The following is a 17,624-nucleotide window of genomic DNA, read 5'->3' on the forward strand; positions in this document are numbered from 1 at the left end:
CTAATCAGTCGTCGTAATAGGCGCGTTTATGGCTTTCACGCTTTTGGCGGCCTTTGGGTTTCTTCCCTTTGGGCGCCTCATACATAGACAAGTCGTAATCATAATCATTCTCCTCGGAAGAAGAGAATTCTTTGGTTTTTCTGTGACGTTTGGACATAATGCCTCCATGCAACGTCAGTTAAAATCGCGGCTCATGCCTGATAATAACTATAGTTTAGCCGCTAAAGCGGGTTTTTGAAAGTCAAAAATTCGGAGCGGGTCTAGAGCTGCGAAACTGACCTATAGAGATCCGGACGGCGGTCCCGGAAAAACCCGAAAGCCGCTCTTGCTTTTGTAATCTCGTCTAAGTCAAACGTGGCAACTCTATATCCGGTTCCGGTCTTGTCCATATCGGTGACAATTTCGCCGCGGTGGTCCGCAATAAAGCTCGTTCCGTAGAAAATCTGTCCGTCCTCGTCCCCAACGCGGTTGGAGGCGCAGACCGGCACAACATTGGATACGGCATGGCCGACCATGGCGCGGCGCCAGGGGCCACACGTATCGAGATCCGGCTCTTCCGGCTCACTGCCAATCGCCGTCGGGTAGAGCAGAATATCCGCCCCCATCAGCATCATCTCGCGCGCCGTTTCGGGAAACCATTGATCCCAGCATATTCCGACGCCGATATTGCCGAATTTGGTCTCCCAGACCTTGAAACCCGTATTGCCGGGACGGAAATAAAATTTTTCCTCATAGCCCGGGCCGTCCGGAATATGGCTCTTGCGGTACACGCCCATGAGCGACCCATCGGCATCGACCATGACAAGGCTGTTATAATAATGCGGGCCGTCTTTTTCGAAAATAGACAAAGGCAACACCACGCCGAGTTCCTTGGCCAACGGGGCAAGCGCCGTCACGACCGGATGCGTCTCCCACGGATAGGCATTGGCAAATTCCCGTTCGTCTTCGCGTTTGCAGAAATAGGGGCCTTGAAACAGTTCGGGCGGCAAGATGACTTGCGCGCCGTCTTTTGCTGCGTCGCGGATAAGGCGTTCTACTGTTTTAATGTTCGCGTCCATATCCGCGCCGAACGCGGCCTGGGTGATGGCGACTGAAATGGTGTTTGTTGTGCGCGTCTTGGTCATAACAAATATCCTAAGCCGGGACTTGTTGTGAAATGCAATGGAATGATCCGCCGCCGGTCAGAATAGCGGGGGCGTTGATGGAATAAATATCCGGACGGCCAATGGCCTCCGCCAGGAGGTCTGTCGCCTCATCTGCGACCTCCTGCTGAGCCTCTGTTTCGACATAGGTCGGAACAATCAGGGAATGATTGGCGATATAGAAATTCATATGGCTTGCAGGAATGACGTTCCCGTCTGCGTCCGTAATGCGGCCGGGCGACGGAATTTCGACAATTTCCAAACGGTGGCCATTGGCGTCCGTCGCCTTGGACAGCGTTTTGTAAATTGCTTTATAAATGTCCGCATTCGGGTCATCGTCCCCTGTCGGACGCATACACCCCACCACGCCGGGCGCGAGGAAGCGGGCAATATTATCAACATGGCCGTCCGTGTGGTCATTGACCAAACCGTCTTCGAGCCAGATGACTTTTTCCGTTCCCAAAGTGTCTTTCAGCGCGTTGTCAATATCGGCCTCACTGAGGCCGGGGTTGCGGTTTTTATTCAAAAGACATTGGCGGGTGGTGATTATCGTGCCCATTCCGTCCGTTTCCAAAGCGCCGCCTTCGATAATGAATTTATGGCGTGAATTGGAAACCCCTTCAAACTTGGCAACAATATCTGCCATTTCGGCGTCACTGCCGAGCAGGTATTTCCCGCCCCAACCATTAAACTGAAACCCGGTCGCCGCGAGTTTATTATTCTTCTGAACAAAAAGCGGACCAGTATCACGCAGCCAGATATCTCCGATATCCGCGTCGAATATTTCGGCGCGCTTATCAGCTATTAATTCGGCAAGCATTTTTTCTGCGCTGACGCGGGCTTCCGCGCCGCTCACCAGAACTTTAATTAATTCGCCGCGCAGCTCGGGCGCGTCCGGATCGGGGCAGGCGATGGCGTTGAAAAACAACGCAGCTTCTTCCCGCGCAGGGGCGAGATTATCTTCCCATAAATCGGCAGCACTTGGCCATGCCGACCAGACGGCTGAATGGGGTTCCCACTCAGCCGGAAAGCGAATATCCGTCATGACAGACCTTGGTTTGAAATGAGATTATGTCTCGAACAATTTGGCAAATTCACGGGCCGGACGGTTTTTCCAATCACAGGAATGATAGGCGTCGGAAGCGATCAAAGGCACAACGGTTCCGGCCTCGGCAAAGACCATTTGCTCCAGCGTTGTCTGAACCTTGCCCCAGCTGGCCGCTTCTTTCAGCGTTGAGCTTGAACACGCTCCGTCGCGCACATCAGCGACCGTGATTTGAACGGCGTACTTGTGCATCTCGGCTTCGACGCCGAGAATTTCCGCGCAAACAACGGTATCCTGAACAAAGTTTTTCGGCACGCCGCCGCCGACCATGAACAGCCCGGTCGAACCCGCCTTGATTTTGATGTCTGTCAATTCGCGGAAATCCGCAACGGAGTCGATAGAGACATAATTTCCGGGATTTTCCACCTGATGCTTCACAAGACCAAATCCGGCGGAGCAATCAGAGAAAGCCGGCACGAAAATCGGCACATTGTGATCATAGCACGTCTCGACCAGAGAGCCTTTTTTCTTGGCGTTGGTTTTCAGCCATTTACCCATTTCCCAGATAAATTCACGAGAAGAGTAAGGGCGGCGCTCAAGAGAATCCGTAATCTCTTTAATGACGTGGTCACAGGCTTGCAGCTCTTCTTCGTCAATATAAGTGTCATAGATGCGGTCGATATAAAGATCGCGCAGATCGTTATCATCAACCTGGCTGTCGGCCTGATAGTGTTTGTAACCAAGCGCTTCAAAGAAATCCATGTCAACAATAGACGCGCCGGTCGAGACGATGGCGTCAACCATGCCGTATTTCACGAGATCGCGATAAACATGCATACAGCCGCCTGCAGAGGTCGAGCCGGCAAGCGTCAGAATGACGGAGCAATCCTTGTCATTGACGGCTTGCTTAAAGATGTCAGAAGCGCGGCCCACATCGCGAGAGGAAAAGGACATCTTCCCCATCGCTTCGATAATCGGGCGGGCATCAATTTTCGTAATATCGATATGTTCAACTGGGGTTGAGAGCAGTTGAGCTTTGGTGTTTTTAGTCATGTTTGAAGCTTTCAGTTAGTCTTCGAGAATGGCCACGGTGTGGCTGGAATGAAATCCGTTAAATTGTGTGGCCAGGGTCTGGCCGTAAGCGCCGAGGTTTTGCACCTCAATCCAGTCGCCTTCGCAGGCATCGGCGGGCAGATAGAACGGCCCGTTCATGGTGTCTGCACTGTCGCAGGTCGGCCCGAAAAAGCGAAAGCCGATCTGATTGACTGCAGGCGCGGGCGGATGATTGCGGTGCAGACGGACAGGAAACTTCCATGCAAATTGGCCCGCGTCAAATAAAGACCCGTAAGTTCCGTCATTCAGATACAGGTCTTTGCCTTTACGAAGCTCAATGCGGGCCAGTGTGGCGCCGCCCTCGGCGCAAAGCGCGCGCCCCGGCTCGCCGTAAACTTCCAGCCCGTCAAATCCAGTATCGGTCAGGCTCTCGCGGATGGCGTCGAAATAGGTTTCCATCGGCGCAATCGGCATATCCGGATAGGCGACCGGAAAGCCGCCGCCGACATCGATGGAGTCGATTTGAACACCTGAGAGGTCGACCAGCTTGCGCGCATAACGCAGCGCCGCGTCATAGTTTTCGGCGTCGAGACATTGCGATCCGACGTGAAAGCAAAGACCAAGCTTGGCCGCGACCGGACGGGCGGATTTCAACAGCGCAAGGGCGTCGTCAAAACCGGCGCCGAATTTGCCGGAGAGCGGCATCGCCGTGTCTTTTTTCGGCAAAGCGAGGCGGAGGTGCAGATGAAGGTCTGCGGCCTCGTCCGTGCAATCAATGATTTTCTGAAGTTCGTCCTCGTGATCAAAGGACATATTGCGAACGCCCTGGGCATATGCGCCGGAAATGGTCGCGCGCGATTTGACCGGGTGCATCAAAAACAGTTCCGCCGCCGGAAACAGATCCCGCACAAGCGCAGCTTCGCGCAAGGACGCCACGTCGAAACGTCGCACGCCTTCATCCCAGAGGATTTGAAGAAGCGAGGGATGCGGGTTGGCTTTGACCGCATAGAGCACATGCCCCGGGAAACCACCAAGGAACAGGCGCGCCGCGGCCTCAATCTTGCGCGGATAGAGCGCATAGATTTGATCATCTCCGCGATAAGCCGCAATCGCCTCCGCAGAGGTGCGGAATGTCGGCAGGCCATAAGGCTGCAGAGCGGTAGGTTTTAACGAGGCTGCAAAATCAAAAACTGTGTTCATGGTCGGGGTCTTCAGTCAGGCCGGACAATCGTCCGGAAAAATACAAAATCTAACGAGACACTCGCCTCGTCGTGACGTATTTTCGGCGGGTCCCCTCTAAAACTTAGAGGGCCCGCACCACACTGATGAATTCCGCGATAGCGGCCAGATAATCTTGATGTTTAGACGACAGAAACGTGTCCCCTTGCTGCGCCTGCAAGGAGATGGATGCACTCAATTCGCGGTATATAGCAGTTTGTGCCATACCAGAGTTCTCAATCCCAATCGTGCCGGGCATTATCGCCCGAACCCAAACAAAACCAAGACGGTGGCGGCTATTAAAAGAGACAGGCTCTTTTCGGCTGACAGATTTCCCAAGCAAAACCGGTTAGGGCAAATGTTAAGGGCTCGCTGTAGCTCGCTTTTCGTCGAAGCGGCATTTAGGGCCAGTTTGACAATTACGCAAGGGGTTTTTTATGAATTTTATTCAGCGGTAGACCGGGCTTAAGGCGCTTCGGTTTTCGGGGTAAATTTGCAGATCCCGGAAATGGCGCAATTATAGCATTTCGGCTTTCGCGCAACGCAGGTATAGCGCCCATGCAGAATGAGCCAATGATGCGCGCCTAGCGCAAATTCTTCCGGCGTGACGCGCAGCAGATTGAGCTCGACCTCATATGGGTCCTTGCCCGGCGCCATCCCCGTCCGGTTTGCGACCCGGAAAATATGCGTATCCACCGCCATGGTGGGGTGGCCAAAGGCTTCGTTCATGACGACATTGGCGGTTTTTCGCCCCACCCCCGGCAGATTTATCAGCTCGTCTCGCGTCTGCGGCACGACAGACCCGAAATCGTCGATCAACATTTGAGAGAGCGCCACGACATTTTTGGCTTTATTCTTGTAAAGGCCAATCGTTTTGATGTGGTCGCGCACCACGTCCTCGCCGAGCGCCACCATCTTTTCCGGAGTATCGGCTTTGGCAAATAAAGCCGTCGTTGCCTTGTTCACGCCGACATCTGTCGATTGCGCCGACAGAGCCACCGCTACAACGAGCGTGAAGGGATTGAAATAGTTCAGTTCGGTTTTCGGAGAGGGGTCAAGACGGCGCAAATGCGCATATATTTCTGCGATTTGCGCGCGGTTCAGACGCGGGCGCGGCAAATCCTTATAGAGCTTTTCCTTCTTGGCCACGGATCTATTGAATCGCGGCTTTCTGCTTTATCCGCAGGAAGAGCGATGCCATCATTTTTTCTGCCAAGCCGGAGGAGGGCTCCGCCACCAAATGACCGTCTTCATCAAAGGCAGATGCCGCGTTGCCGACCCCGACCTGAGTCGGGACAACTTCGGTGCCAACACGCATCAGGATATAATTAAGCTGGCGCATACACATGATTCCGCTCATCGGGCCGGGCGTGCAGGAGGCAAGCCCCCAGACCGGGCCTGTAAAGTGATCGGTGCTGAAGGTTGAGGTCCAATCGATCGCGTTTTTCAAAAGCGGCGGGAGGCCGCCATTATATTCCGGCGTCACGACGATAACCCCGTCGCAGGCCGTCAGGTCTGTTACCAGGCGCTTGACGCCGTCCGGAAGCTCCAGATCCCCATGATAAAGCGGAAGGTCATACGCCCCGAGATCAATCCGGACCGGCTCCGCTCCATCCGCCTTAAGGCGTTTTTCCAAAGCGAGTTCCAGTTTTTTGTTGATTGAGTCCTTACGAAGGGACCCACAAATCAGGGCAATTTTGGGAGCGGACATGAATATCTTTCTACTGAAATTATTTCTTTTGCGATAAACAGGATGGGCACGCGTTGCAAGACGTCCCTGACTATAAGCTCATACGCATCGTCTTTGCGGCGAGATGTCAAAGCTCTCAGGAAAAATCTTGCACAGCAAGCGAAACGTTACCATATAACTCAAATGCCAGTCGTTCACGGAATTTCATTTGTCTGGGCCCTCGTTATTTTAGGGGCCATTATAGCTGTTTACGGCCTGCGCGCAGCGTGGGGCTATAGGACCGTGGCGCAGGACGCCCGCGATGATTACGATTATAAGATCCAGAACGGGATGTCAGTGCACGGCCTTTCCAAAGACGGCTATTTGAGCGTTTATCGCCGCCTGCATAATCCGCGCGCGCCGCTCTATGTGGCCGCAACATTGGCAGCAATCGTCCTGTCAACGCCGGTCCTGTTCGTGATTATTTCTTTTCTATTGGAACAGCTCTATCAATTTACCGGACGGTCTCGTGTCTTCGAGCCGGGTTTTCTCGTTTGGCAGTTTTCCATTTACATGTTGGTTCTCGCCGCCTGGGCAGGCATTGGCTATCTGGGTGCCCGCACTTTTCATCGCCGCGCGCCGGGCACGCTGAGCCAGGAAATTGCAAAAGAAATGGAAGCTCCGGCCGGATTAGAGGCCTAGCATATCTTTCATGTCATAGCGGCCCGCCGCTTGCTTGGCCGCCCAGATCGCCGCGCTCACCGCGCCTTTGGCAAAAACCGACCTGTCAAAAGCGGAATGGGACAGCGTCAGCATTTCCAGTTCCGAGGCAATTTTGACGGCATGTTCGCCGATGACCCCGCCGCCGCGTAAGGTGGCAAATCCAATCTCGCCTTCGGGTCTGGCCCCGGTCTGGCCTTCGCGGGAGAGTTTTTGTACCGTCTCCAGCTCGACATTGCGTCCCTTCGCGGCTGCGCGTCCCAACATGAGAGCAGTCCCGGACGGCGCGTCCACCTTGTGGCGATGATGCATTTCCAGCACATCAATATCCCAGCCTTCGCGTAACTTATTGGCGCCGAGTTCGACCAAGGCTTCAAGCATATTCACGCCGAGTGAAAAATTGCCGGATTGTAGCAGCACGATGCCCTCGCACGTCTTATGAAAAGCTTCTGATTGCGCCGCGCTCATGCCGGTGGTTCCGCTAATAATGGCTCTTACGCCGCTATTTTTGATGGCTTCCGCCGCGGTGAGGCTGGCCTTGGGGGCAGAAAAATCAATAATCACATCGCTCTTGCGCGCCGCCGTCATATCATCCGTCAGGATAACGGGCTCGCCTTTGGCGTCGGCCAGCGCCACACTGTCTTTGCCTAGATCAGCGCTTTCCGAATGGGTTAACGCCGCCACGAGTTTCACGCCCTCAGTCTCTGACAAAGCGGAAATAACGGCGCGCCCCATACGGCCATCTGCGCCAAGAACTGAAACTTTCAATAGGTCGGTCATGGGAACGGGTTTAACGGCCCCATCTGCTTGGGGGAAGTGTTTAGTTTAGTCCGCTCCGAAATCATAATTCGGCATGGACTGGAAGGCGGCCCGCAAGGATTCACCCCACCCCTTGGAGGTTTTCTGGAAATAGTCATCATCGGCCAAAATCCGGCGCGTTTTGCCGAGTTTCAGACTGTCTTTTTCATAGATCTGAAGATCCAGAGGCATCCCGACTGAGAGATTGGCTTTAATGGTCGAATCAAAGGAAAGCAAAAGCAGTTTGACGGCGTCTTCAAAGGACATATCCGGCGCATAAGTCCGGATCAGAATGGGCTTGCCATATTTTGTTTCGCCAATCTGGAAAAACGGCGCGTCGTCTCCGGCTTCGATGAAATTGCCTTCCGGGTAAATCAGGAACAGACGGGGCGCCATGCCCTTTATCTGGCCGCCGAGGATGATTGTGCCGTTAAAAGTGCTATCGGCCTTTTGCCCGGTATCCGCATTATCGGCGATAACTTCTTTCAATGTGCTGCCGACGAGCTTTGCCACCTGAAACATGGTCGGCAGTTTCAGAATGGACGGGTCGCGATTTTCCGGGGAAAGCGAGCGTTCATCCAACAGGCTGACAACAGACTGGGTTGTCGCCAAATTGCCCGCCGTCAAAAGCGTAATGACGCGGTCGCCTTCGACGCACCAGCTTCGTAGTTTTTTGACAGTGGACACATCATCGACGCCCGCATTGGTGCGGGTATCGGACATGAATACCAAGCCTTTTTTCAAGGCCAGGCCGACACAATAGGTCATGGGTTAGTCTCTTATATTATTGCTGTTGAACCTGAATATCCACACGCAGCGATTCGCCGCCCCCGCCGTAAATCATACCTGAAACCGGCGCCGCTTGACTATAGTCTAATCCAGTCGCGATGCGTACATAACGGTCGTCAGGGGAGATGCCGTTGGAGACGTCAAATCCGACCCAGCCGAGAGACGGGATGTGCACTTCGGCCCAGGCATGCGTCGCGTCCTGGTCAATGCGGTCATTCATCATAAGATAGCCGCTAACATATCGCGCCGGAAAGCCCGCTTCTCTCGCCGCGGAAATGAAAATATGGGCGTGATCCTGACAGACGCCTTTGCCCAGCCCGATAGCTTCCTCAGCGGTTGTCACAGAATCGGTTTCGCCGGTTTCATAATTCACTTTGGCACCGATCAATTTTGAAAGAGCATGAAACCCCGCGACCGGATCCTGTAAATCATCCCCTAGCTCTTTCAGAAGGGATTTTACGCCGGCTTTGGGTTCGGTCAGAGGCGTCTGCCTGTGAAAATACCAAAGCGGAGCAAACCCTTTTTGAGCGCCGATCACGCCGTGATTGTTTTCTATATCAAGCGTGCCGCTGGATTTGATTTCTATCTCCGTCGAATTCGGATCTATCGCCACCAGGTGAACACGGTTGGCGTTTTCATCAAGAAAGTCGACCTGTATCTCGCCGCCTGTGACCTCGAGACTCCAATCCAGCGTCGTCTGCCCCTTATTACTTTTCGGGGTGAGCCGGAGCTGCTGCAGGCCATAACTGGGCGAGTGTTTGAATTTGTAAATCGTGCTATGGGAGATGGAGAGCTGCATTAGGCGAAGAACCTGTAATCTGTCTCGATTTGTCCGGCTATGGCGATATTGCGCTGCAGAAACTCACCGATAAATTCATGAAGGCCGGAATCGAAAATCTCTTCGATCGTCTTTGATTTCATATCTTCCTTGAGGGCTTTGGCCAATTCAGACGCAGAAGACGTCTGGCCGTATTCCTGATTGAGATAGCGTAAATTCAAATCCATTTCCTTGACGCAAAATGTCAGCGACCTTGGCATGCACTGATCTAGAATTAGAAATTTGGCGATGGCTGACGCCGTTGGCTCGCCCTGATGCAGCCAGCGATAGGCCTGTTGGGCCGAGACGGAGCGCAAAATCGTCTCCCACTGAACATTGTCGAGTGAGCTACCGATAGAGGAAGCTGAAGGGAGGAGCACATAATATTTAACATCCAATATGCGGGCCGTGTTATCCGCTCGCTCAACGAACGTGCCGAGACGCGTGAAGTCGTAAATATCATTTCGGAGCATTGTGCCGTGCACCGCGCCTTGAACCTGAGCGCTTTGCCGCCGGATAATTGCCAAGATGTCAGGAATGCGTTCCTTGTCTCTAATGGAGTTTTTCAGGATATCACTGAGCTCTAGCCAAGAGGCGTTCACCGCTTCCCAGACTTCTCTTGTCAGCGCCGTCCGGGCGAGCCTGGCGTTTCTGCGCGCCTCTGCCATGCTCGACAAGACGCTGGAGGGGTTTGTCCGGTCCCGGAGAAGAAAATCGACGACCGATTTATTTTCGAAATCATCATATTTTTCTTCATATGATTCGAGCAGTCCCGCTGTCGTCAAAATAGAGGACCAGTCGCCGCCCTGTCTCTGAGAACGGGTAAGCGCCATACGAAAGCCGGCCTCGACAAGGCGGGCAATATTTTCGCTGCGTTCCAGATAACGGAACATCCAGAAGAGGCCATTTGCTGTTTTTCCTAACATATCTAGTCCTCCAACACCCAAGTGTCTTTGGTGCCGCCGCCTTGAGAGGAATTCACCACAAGGGACCCCTCTTTCATCGCGACACGGGTGAGGCCGCCCGGCGTAATATTGATATTGTTCGGGCTCACCAGAATAAAGGGACGCAAATCGACATGGCGCGGCGCCAGCTTCGATTTCGTGAAAACGGGTGTGGTGGAGAGGGCCAGGGTCGGCTGGGCAATATAATTGCCGGGCTTGGCTTCGAGTTTTTTCCGAAACTCCGCGATCTCCTTTTTACTTGCGGCCGGTCCAACCAGCATGCCGTAGCCGCCGGAGCCGTGGACTTCCTTGACGACGAGTTCGGGCAAATGCTCCAGCACATAGGCCAGAGACTCCGCTTCCGAACAGCGCCAGGTCGGCACATTTTCGAGCAAGGCTTTTTCGCCCGTGTAAAATTCAATAATGTCCGGCATATAGGAATAGATGGCCTTGTCGTCGGCGATGCCGGCCCCCGGCGCATTGGCAATCGTAATGCCGCCTGCGCGGTAAACATCCATTATACCCGGCACGCCCAACATGGACTCCGGATTGAAATTCAGCGGGTCAAGATAGTCGTCATCGACGCGGCGATAAAGCACGTCAATCGGCTCATACCCTTCAGTGGTGCGCATACAGACCCGACCGTTTTCTATTTTAATGTCATGTCCTTCGACCAGCTCCGCGCCCATCTGGTCGGCCAGAAAGGCATGTTCGAAATAGGCAGAGTTATGAATGCCGGGCGTCAGGACGCCGAGAACCGGCTTGCCTTTACAGGCCGGCGGCGCGCAGTCCGATAAGGACCGCCGCAGGGAATGAGGGTAATCGCTGACCTGCTGCACGCGGTTTTGCGCAAAGAGGTCCGGAAACATTTGCAGCATCGTCTCGCGGTTTTCCAACATGTAAGAGACGCCGGAAGGCGTGCGGGCATTATCTTCGAGAACATAAAAATCACTCTCGCCTGTTCGGACAATGTCTATCCCGACAATATGGGTATAGACGCCGCCGGGCGGGGTGACCCCGATCATTTGCGGCAAATAAGCTTCGTTGTTTTCGATAAGATGTTGGGGGATTCGCCCGGCTTTCAGAATTTCCTGCTTGTGATAAATGTCGTGAAGAAACGCATTTATGGCGCGAACGCGTTGATCAATGCCCTTGGTCAGTTTCGTCCACTCGCGCGCGCCAATAATTCTTGGCACGATATCGAATGGGATAAGACGCTCTTCCGCGTCTTTCTTGCCGTAGACATTAAAGGTGATTCCGGTCCGCCGGAAAACGGCTTCCGCCTCGGCGGATTTTCGTTTTAGGGCTTTTGGGTCCTGTGAATCGAACCAGTCTTTATATAACTGGTAGGGTTCTCTTGCCGAAATCTCATCGGCCATCATCTCGTTAAAAAACTTCATAAATCTCCCGCTATAATTAAATATACACGAAAGATGGAAATGTTCCACTTAATTAGAACAGGGGGTTAGCGACACGCTCCGGCGAACAAGTTTTGTGCGAACGTAATCGGCTTGCAACCAAACTCTTTAGAAAGCCTCTTGATCCGGCAAGAAGATTTCGCGTTTGCCGCCGGAGGCCGCTTCGCTGATCATGCCTTCGCCTTCCATACGCTCAATCAGATCCGCGGCGCGGTTGTAACCGATGGAAAGCTTGCGCTGAATATAGCTGGTGGACGCTTTGCGGTCGCGGGCGACGATGGCCACGGCCTGATCAAAGAGAGACCCTTCCTCATCCCCGCTGCCGGAGGAACTGCCGCTCGAATCATCTTCTTCCCGCTCGGTCGTAATATCCTCGAGATAGCTCGGCGCGCCCTGGGCTTTGACAAACTTTGCCACGCGTTCCACCTCGCCGTCCGAGACAAACGGCCCGTGGAAACGGCGCGGACGCCCTGTGCCCATATAGAGCATATCGCCATTGCCGAGGAGCTGCTCAGCGCCGTTCTCGCCGAGAATAGTCCGGCTATCAATGGTAGAGCCGACGCGGAAGGAAATCCGCGTGGGGAAGTTGGCTTTGATGGTTCCGGTAATAACGTCCACTGAGGGGCGCTGGGTCGCCGTAATCATGTGAATGCCTGCCGCCCGGGCCATTTGCGCCAGACGCTGAACCGAGCCTTCAATCTCCTTCTTGGCGACCATCATCAGGTCCGCCATTTCGTCAATGACGACCACGATATTCGGCATGGGCTCGAATTCCAGCTCTTCGGTTTCATATTCCGGCTCGCCCGTTTCCTTATTGTAACCGGTCATGGTGGTTTTGGTCAGGGTTTCGCCGCTGGCTTTGAATTCTGCAACTTGTTCATTGAAGCCTTCCATGTTGCGGACGCCGACTTTGGACATTTTGCGGTAGCGGTCTTCCATCTCCCGCACGGTCCATTTAAGGGCCACCACAGCCTTTTTCGGCTCTGTTACAACCGGGGCCAGCAAATGCGGCGCGCCGTCATAAACGGATAATTCGAGCATTTTCGGATCAATCATGATGAACTTACACTGATCGGGCGTCAGCTTGTACATCAGAGATAATATCATGGAATTGACGGCCACGGATTTACCCGAGCCTGTTGTACCGGCGACCAGCAAATGCGGCATCTTGGCCAGATCGGCAACAAATGGCTCTCCGCCAATATCTTCGCCCATGATCAAAGGCAGGGTCGCGTCGGAGTTCACGAATGTATCCGAGGCGAGCATGTTTTTCAGCCAGACGGTCTCTCGCCGTTTATTCGGCATTTCCACGCCCATGGCGTTGCGTCCGGGCACAACGGCAATCCGGGCGGATTTGGCGGACATGTTCCGGGCAATGTCTCCGGCCAAATTAATAACGCGCGAGCTTTTTACGCCGGGAGCAGGTTCAAATTCAAATAATGTCACAACAGGGCCGGGGCGCACGTCACGCATCTCGCCTTCAATGCCGTATTCGCCCATGACCTGATGCAAATGCTCTGCGGCCTTCTGCAGGGCGGCATGGTCATGATGATCCGCACGCGGCGGCGGTGTTTTGAGCAGGTCCAGTCCCGGCAGGACAAAATCCGAGCCTTCGGGGAAGTTGAACTCCGGCTGTTTTGGTTTGGCGGCTTTCTTTTTGGTCTTCTTTTTCTTTTTGGCAGGGGCGGGTTTAGGGGCGGACACTGGAGCCGCATAGGCCGGCGTTTTTACGGAGATCGGAGCCGGTTTTTCGTCCGGAATGTCCCGAAAGAGATTGGACGTTCCGGCGGGTTCTGCCAGATCATCGACATAAGCGGTTTTGAATAATTTGCGGAAAACTTTTGCGAGGAAAACCGCCACATGATCCAGGCCCATACGGATATAGGCCCAGACAAGACCCGCAGCGTCCATAACGTCGACGAGGTCCTTGGCCACGATCCGCATGAAACGACCCAGACAGAAGACAGCCAGAATAAAGGTGAGAGAGGCAATAATCGCGGGTGTGAAAGGAATGTTGAAAGGCTCGACCAATCCTCGCAGATTGAGGAAAATCAGATCGCCAATCCAGCCGCCAAGTCCCGTGGCCATGGGCCAGTTCTGCGAAATGGGGAACGCCGCCACGGTCGCGGTCCCGAAAATAATTGTTCCGGCCCAAAGACTGAAGCGTCGAAGTCTGTCCCATCTGTTCAAATAGGGGCGCGGACGAATAAGCGCCCGGACCCCGGTAAATAGCGTCAGAAGGCCCGCCAGGATTGAGCCGAGTCCCAGAAACTGCATGGCCCAGTTGGCAAAACCCGCCCCCGGCGTGCCCAGCCAGTTCGTAGTCTCGCCAATGCCCGCCGTATCCATTGTGTTGTCAAATGGATTATAGCTGATAACGGAGAGCAAAATAAACGCCGAAACCGCGATCAGGATAAGCGCCTTGGCCGCCCGTTGAAACGGGCCGATCTGCGCCGCCTCCAGCTCTGCCATCATGGCATGAACCATCTCCGGATCATAAGCCATCTCATTCTGGGCCGTGGCGGAAGGGGGTGGTGTCATAAGAAATTTGTCCTTTAATCTTAAGAGAGTGTGAAGGACGAGAGTAAAGGGTGGGTTAAAGCTTACGTATATTTTCTTCTCTCTTGCAGCCTGCCCTCCTGCTTTCGTGAGGCGCAGTTGAATTTCAGCCCTTGCTCCGCTTTGAAATTTCTGGCTAGTGTCGTTCAAATAAAAAAGTCGAAATAATCAGCGGCTTGAGGGCATGAGGCCTTTGGGGATTTAAAGGGATTAGAAATATATGTTGAAACGTCTTTATAACACGTCGCTTCTGCTTTTGGTGGTTGTGGCGGCGGGTCTCGCCTTTGGACTTTGGGCTTTGGGGGCCTCATTTCTCGCCGAGCCGATTATGGTTGGAAACGTAACCCTGGCCAAATCAATTGCCGCGCTGGCCAAAGACGCTCTCTTCGTTCCGCTTGCCCCTCTCATGTACGCTCTTATCATCATGAGTATTGCCAGTTCCGTTGCGATTTCGCGCGGCGGTATGGGCGCAAAGTTCATTCGGGTTTTAGGGTTTTTTGTCGGCTTCTCGCTCATCGGCATGACTCTCGCCATTCTTGGCTATTTTATCTTTTCAGGCTTAAACCCTCTGCCTGCCCCGTCTGCGACGGCCGGTAGCGGCGCCGGACTGGCGGCCACGCCCTTCGCGATCAAGATTTATAATGTCCTGACCTCTGCTCTGATGATTTCCATCTATGCCGGCCTTATTTTCGGTCTGGCACTGAAGAAAATCGACCTCGGAGAAAAGGCCGACCAGATGTCGGACCTCTTTATCGCCGGATTCCGAAAGTTCCTTCAGATCACGATTCCTCTCGCGGTTTTCGGCTCTGTTACGCTCGCCCTGAACAAACCGGGCGGTGTGGAAACGCTGACTATTCTCGTGTCAATTCTATTGCCCTATCTTTTTGCCATGGGCTTTATCTGGATAACCATGGTGCTGGTCACAGCCGCTATTCAGGGACACGGTATTGCTTTCGTCTTGCGGGCCGTCCTGCCGCAAGCCTTGGTGGCCTTTTCCACCTCCAGCTCTATCGCTACCCTTCCAGCTACGAAAGTCGCCTGTGATCAGCTGGGCGCAAATGGGGATGAAAGCACGCCGTTTTTCACCATCGGCGCGACAATCAATATGGTCGGCACCTTGATTGGACTGCTGCTTCTCTCGCTTTATACGATGAAAGCCTTTGGTCTTGAGTTCGGCCTGGGCGAAATGGTGGTTGTCGGCTTCCAGTCCCTCATTTTCGCAACAGCCGCCGCCGGGACGCCGTCCGCCTCTGTCGTTCTCTTGCAGGAAATTCTGGTCAGCCAGGGTGTTTCCGCTGAATATGCGACTTATGTGACGGGATTGATTATCACGATTGATACGCTGATTCTGGATCGCCTGCGGACCGTCATGAACACGCAATCCGACTCCATGAGCACGGCAAATGGGTTGAAACTCTATTATAAAACCCCGAAAACGCTTGAAGACGCTTAAATTTGGGTCAAGATTTGTGGTATAGTGTAATCATAAAGGCGGCAGAGTTTGGTTTGGTAACAAATTAAGGTGAGTATTATGAAGCGTTTATCTCGTCTCTCCGGGCTATCAACTCTGGCGCGTCAGGGGCGGCAGGCGGCCATCGCCCTACTCGCCTGTTTTTCGTTGAGCTTGAGCGCCGCCTTCTTTTCCGTCTCGGCTCAGGCCGCAGTTGAAATCGACGCGCCGCGCGTGCCGCTTCACACCATTCATTTTGTCGGCGGGAGATTGGTACAGGATTTGGACAATTTCGATGTCTGGACGGAATATGATTTCCGCGGGGCGGAAAGGTACCAGTTCAGAACGAAATCCTATGACACGCAGAGTTTGCGCTTGATAAATGACACGGGTCGTGTCGAACTTCTTATCCGGCTGGACGCGAAAACCATTTCAGGTCAGTGGCCGGGCCACCCGATGGCGCAGCTTTACCGCATCACCAAAATTGACCCAATTATGACGGCGGCGCAGGAAGGTCGCGGCAACCCAGTGGAGCGTATGCCGCCGCCAAATTACAGCCCGCCCGGCAAAAAAGTCCCGGCTCCAGGCCCGGCGAAAAAAACGCCAAGACCGGACACGCTTACCCGCGCGGCCTATCAAAATGGAGCTTTTGAAAAACGCGGTGCAAAGACCTGGATAGAACGCAGCGAGTCCGGCCAGATATTCGAGTTTCAACAGATTGGGCATGATAACGAGTCTATTTACCTGTTTGATATGAACCGCCAAATACTGATTGAATTGGATGTTCGTAACTCCATGTCCCGGATAAGCCACAATGGCGATCGGCTGAAAAAGCTTTACAGTCTCACCGCTTTATCGGCTCAGACTTTGGACCCTACTCAAACCCCGTCAGACCCCTTGACGCCGCCCATTCCTCCGACGCCTGCGCCGCCTCCGGAGAATGACAGAACCCTGAGCGCAGAGGACCGCGCCAAGTGCGTCTCTCAGGGCGGCTTTGTCGAACGCGCCGGAATTTTGGGCGCGGAGCGCTGCACCATGACCTATTCCGACGGCGGAAATATCTGCATCGACAGTTCCAATTGTCAGGGAAAATGCGTGACGGACGTCGGCGGCAAGGACAGCAACGCGGTGAGCGGCCAATGCCAGAAAACCAATAATCCCTTTGGCTGCTATTCCGAAGTGCTCGGCGGAAAAGTTCAGCCTGGCCTCTGCGTGGACTAAGCCGCCGCTGAACAAAAACAAAGGAAAGCGTGGGGCGGCCTCTTTTTCCTAACCCTCTTTTAAACCTTCGGCGCTACATGCTCTCTATGTTGAGATGGATTTTAATAAGCGCTCTGGCGCTCTTGCTTGTGGCCTGCGGTAGCACGCCAAAACGCGCCTCCTCCACAGCTGGCGTCGCCTCCCCCACCGTAAAACGCCCTCTGCAAAGCCAGACGGCCCTGCCCGACCGTGTGGCCTTTTACCAAAAGGATCGCCGCTGGGCGCATGAGCAGCTTGGCCGCTCTGACGGAACGCTAGGGGCCGATGGATGTCTCGTCACCGCCACCAGCATGGCCCTGGTCAATCTGGGTTTTAAAACCGATCCGTCTGATCTTAATCGGCGGCTGACGCAGGCCGATAGTTTCACGCCGCGCGGCTGGCTTATCTGGGACGGCATTCGCAAAGTCACCGATGGGCAGGCCAAGGCGAGGTTTTATAAAAGCGTGGATGCGGGCCTGATCAATCAGTGCATTGTAGACGGCTATTATCCGCTGGTTCAGTTCTACCTGCCCAATGGACGGTCTCACTGGGCGGTCATTCTGGACCGCTCCTCTCAGGGTTATCGTATGCGCGATCCTTTGCGGCATGCCGAGCAGCCTCTCATTTTTCCGCATGGCGCCGATAAGTTCCGGGCTTTGCGTTGTGTGGGCCTTGCTTAATCCGTTCAGTTTTTCATAAATCCCTTTAAATAAGTTCTTGATTTGTTCTTTTTGTTCTGCTTACTTTAAAGCGCAGAAAGGGC

General features: G+C 53.9%; 17 protein-coding genes and 1 pseudogene. 4 read left to right on the top strand and 14 right to left on the bottom strand.

What is annotated here, in order from left to right; all coding sequences use genetic code 11:
- Nucleotides 1-4 precede the first annotated feature (4 nt).
- The 8 genes and pseudogenes from ACN0IC_RS09615 to ACN0IC_RS09650 all read right to left on the bottom strand — a co-directional run bounded on the left by ACN0IC_RS09615 (nt 5) and on the right by ACN0IC_RS09650 (nt 6,169).
- Nucleotides 5-157 (bottom strand): hypothetical protein, encoded by a 153-nt coding sequence (locus ACN0IC_RS09615; protein WP_416878565.1) that lies wholly within the window; start codon nt 155-157, stop codon nt 5-7.
- Nucleotides 158-241: 84 nt separating this feature from the next.
- A pseudogene (aguB, locus tag ACN0IC_RS09620) lies at nt 242-1,124 on the bottom strand (N-carbamoylputrescine amidase).
- 10 nt (nt 1,125-1,134) lie between these two features.
- Entirely contained in the window at nt 1,135-2,187 is a 1,053-nt protein-coding gene (locus ACN0IC_RS09625) for an agmatine deiminase family protein (protein WP_416878566.1), read from the bottom strand.
- A gap of 24 nt (nt 2,188-2,211) precedes the next feature.
- Nucleotides 2,212-3,240, bottom strand: a complete 1,029-nt coding sequence (locus ACN0IC_RS09630; protein ID WP_416878567.1) for a 1,9-bis(guanidino)-5-aza-nonane synthase — start codon at nt 3,238-3,240, stop codon at nt 2,212-2,214.
- A 15-nt stretch (nt 3,241-3,255) separates the two neighbouring features.
- Nucleotides 3,256-4,440 carry a type III PLP-dependent enzyme gene (locus ACN0IC_RS09635; RefSeq protein ID WP_416878568.1) on the bottom strand — a complete coding sequence of 395 codons (1,185 nt, stop codon included), beginning with the start codon at nt 4,438-4,440 and terminating at the stop codon, nt 3,256-3,258.
- A 103-nt stretch (nt 4,441-4,543) separates the two neighbouring features.
- Nucleotides 4,544-4,684, bottom strand: coding sequence for a hypothetical protein (locus tag ACN0IC_RS09640; RefSeq protein ID WP_416878569.1), 141 nt, complete (start codon nt 4,682-4,684; stop codon nt 4,544-4,546).
- A 239-nt stretch (nt 4,685-4,923) separates the two neighbouring features.
- Nucleotides 4,924-5,607 carry an endonuclease III gene (gene nth / locus ACN0IC_RS09645; protein WP_416878570.1) on the bottom strand — a complete coding sequence of 228 codons (684 nt, stop codon included), beginning with the start codon at nt 5,605-5,607 and terminating at the stop codon, nt 4,924-4,926.
- Nucleotides 5,608-5,611: 4 nt separating this feature from the next.
- Nucleotides 5,612-6,169, bottom strand: a complete 558-nt coding sequence (locus ACN0IC_RS09650) for an NADPH-dependent FMN reductase (RefSeq protein WP_416878571.1) — start codon at nt 6,167-6,169, stop codon at nt 5,612-5,614.
- Nucleotides 6,170-6,331: 162 nt separating this feature from the next.
- Here ACN0IC_RS09650 and ACN0IC_RS09655 point away from each other — a divergent pair, with 162 nt between their 5' ends.
- The gene (locus tag ACN0IC_RS09655) at nt 6,332-6,829 is read left to right on the top strand and encodes a hypothetical protein (RefSeq protein WP_416878572.1); all 498 of its coding nucleotides are present in this window, start codon (nt 6,332-6,334) and stop codon (nt 6,827-6,829) included.
- Here the strand turns inward: ACN0IC_RS09655 and dapB are convergent.
- The 6 genes from dapB to ACN0IC_RS09685 form a co-directional block, all read right to left on the bottom strand.
- A complete protein-coding gene (dapB, locus tag ACN0IC_RS09660; RefSeq protein WP_416878573.1) occupies nt 6,818-7,627 on the bottom strand; it encodes a 4-hydroxy-tetrahydrodipicolinate reductase in 810 nt (269 codons plus the stop codon). The genes ACN0IC_RS09655 and dapB overlap by 12 nt on opposite strands.
- Nucleotides 7,628-7,672: 45 nt before the next feature.
- The gene (locus ACN0IC_RS09665; RefSeq protein ID WP_416878574.1) at nt 7,673-8,413 is read right to left on the bottom strand and encodes a peptidase; all 741 of its coding nucleotides are present in this window, start codon (nt 8,411-8,413) and stop codon (nt 7,673-7,675) included.
- A gap of 16 nt (nt 8,414-8,429) precedes the next feature.
- A complete protein-coding gene (locus tag ACN0IC_RS09670; protein WP_416878575.1) occupies nt 8,430-9,233 on the bottom strand; it encodes a transglutaminase family protein in 804 nt (267 codons plus the stop codon).
- The gene (locus tag ACN0IC_RS09675; protein ID WP_416878576.1) at nt 9,233-10,177 is read right to left on the bottom strand and encodes an alpha-E domain-containing protein; all 945 of its coding nucleotides are present in this window, start codon (nt 10,175-10,177) and stop codon (nt 9,233-9,235) included. Before ACN0IC_RS09675 ends, ACN0IC_RS09670 begins: the two co-directional genes overlap by 1 nt.
- Before the next feature lie 2 nt (nt 10,178-10,179).
- A complete protein-coding gene (locus ACN0IC_RS09680) occupies nt 10,180-11,595 on the bottom strand; it encodes a circularly permuted type 2 ATP-grasp protein (RefSeq protein WP_416878577.1) in 1,416 nt (471 codons plus the stop codon).
- Between the two features lie 126 nt (nt 11,596-11,721).
- Nucleotides 11,722-14,154, bottom strand: coding sequence for a DNA translocase FtsK 4TM domain-containing protein (locus tag ACN0IC_RS09685; protein WP_416878578.1), 2,433 nt, complete (start codon nt 14,152-14,154; stop codon nt 11,722-11,724).
- Nucleotides 14,155-14,392: 238 nt separating this feature from the next.
- Here ACN0IC_RS09685 and ACN0IC_RS09690 point away from each other — a divergent pair, with 238 nt between their 5' ends.
- The 3 genes from ACN0IC_RS09690 to ACN0IC_RS09700 all read left to right on the top strand — a co-directional run bounded on the left by ACN0IC_RS09690 (nt 14,393) and on the right by ACN0IC_RS09700 (nt 17,541).
- Entirely contained in the window at nt 14,393-15,625 is a 1,233-nt protein-coding gene (locus ACN0IC_RS09690) for a dicarboxylate/amino acid:cation symporter (protein ID WP_416878579.1), read from the top strand.
- Nucleotides 15,626-15,703: 78 nt separating this feature from the next.
- Nucleotides 15,704-16,843, top strand: coding sequence for a hypothetical protein (locus tag ACN0IC_RS09695; RefSeq protein WP_416878580.1), 1,140 nt, complete (start codon nt 15,704-15,706; stop codon nt 16,841-16,843).
- 29 nt (nt 16,844-16,872) lie between these two features.
- Nucleotides 16,873-17,541 carry a hypothetical protein gene (locus tag ACN0IC_RS09700; RefSeq protein WP_416878581.1) on the top strand — a complete coding sequence of 223 codons (669 nt, stop codon included), beginning with the start codon at nt 16,873-16,875 and terminating at the stop codon, nt 17,539-17,541.
- Nucleotides 17,542-17,624 lie beyond the last annotated feature (83 nt).

Source organism: Litorimonas sp. (assembly GCA_029936425.1).
GTDB lineage: Bacteria > Pseudomonadota > Alphaproteobacteria > Caulobacterales > Maricaulaceae > Litorimonas.

What these genes read in the sequence shown, in the direction of transcription:
- ACN0IC_RS09615 (WP_416878565.1), bottom strand. Translation starts at nt 157, where the DNA reads ATGTCCAAACGTCACAGAAAAACCAAAGAATTCTCTTCTTCCGAGGAG.
- ACN0IC_RS09625 (WP_416878566.1), bottom strand. Translation starts at nt 2,187, where the DNA reads ATGACGGATATTCGCTTTCCGGCTGAGTGGGAACCCCATTCAGCCGTC.
- ACN0IC_RS09630 (WP_416878567.1), bottom strand. Translation starts at nt 3,240, where the DNA reads ATGACTAAAAACACCAAAGCTCAACTGCTCTCAACCCCAGTTGAACAT.
- ACN0IC_RS09635 (WP_416878568.1), bottom strand. Translation starts at nt 4,440, where the DNA reads ATGAACACAGTTTTTGATTTTGCAGCCTCGTTAAAACCTACCGCTCTG.
- ACN0IC_RS09640 (WP_416878569.1), bottom strand. Translation starts at nt 4,684, where the DNA reads ATGGCACAAACTGCTATATACCGCGAATTGAGTGCATCCATCTCCTTG.
- ACN0IC_RS09650 (WP_416878571.1), bottom strand. Translation starts at nt 6,169, where the DNA reads ATGTCCGCTCCCAAAATTGCCCTGATTTGTGGGTCCCTTCGTAAGGAC.
- ACN0IC_RS09655 (WP_416878572.1), top strand. Translation starts at nt 6,332, where the DNA reads ATGCCAGTCGTTCACGGAATTTCATTTGTCTGGGCCCTCGTTATTTTA.
- dapB (WP_416878573.1), bottom strand. Translation starts at nt 7,627, where the DNA reads ATGACCGACCTATTGAAAGTTTCAGTTCTTGGCGCAGATGGCCGTATG.
- ACN0IC_RS09665 (WP_416878574.1), bottom strand. Translation starts at nt 8,413, where the DNA reads ATGACCTATTGTGTCGGCCTGGCCTTGAAAAAAGGCTTGGTATTCATG.
- ACN0IC_RS09670 (WP_416878575.1), bottom strand. Translation starts at nt 9,233, where the DNA reads ATGCAGCTCTCCATCTCCCATAGCACGATTTACAAATTCAAACACTCG.
- ACN0IC_RS09675 (WP_416878576.1), bottom strand. Translation starts at nt 10,177, where the DNA reads ATGTTAGGAAAAACAGCAAATGGCCTCTTCTGGATGTTCCGTTATCTG.
- ACN0IC_RS09680 (WP_416878577.1), bottom strand. Translation starts at nt 11,595, where the DNA reads ATGAAGTTTTTTAACGAGATGATGGCCGATGAGATTTCGGCAAGAGAA.
- ACN0IC_RS09685 (WP_416878578.1), bottom strand. Translation starts at nt 14,154, where the DNA reads ATGACACCACCCCCTTCCGCCACGGCCCAGAATGAGATGGCTTATGAT.
- ACN0IC_RS09690 (WP_416878579.1), top strand. Translation starts at nt 14,393, where the DNA reads ATGTTGAAACGTCTTTATAACACGTCGCTTCTGCTTTTGGTGGTTGTG.
- ACN0IC_RS09695 (WP_416878580.1), top strand. Translation starts at nt 15,704, where the DNA reads ATGAAGCGTTTATCTCGTCTCTCCGGGCTATCAACTCTGGCGCGTCAG.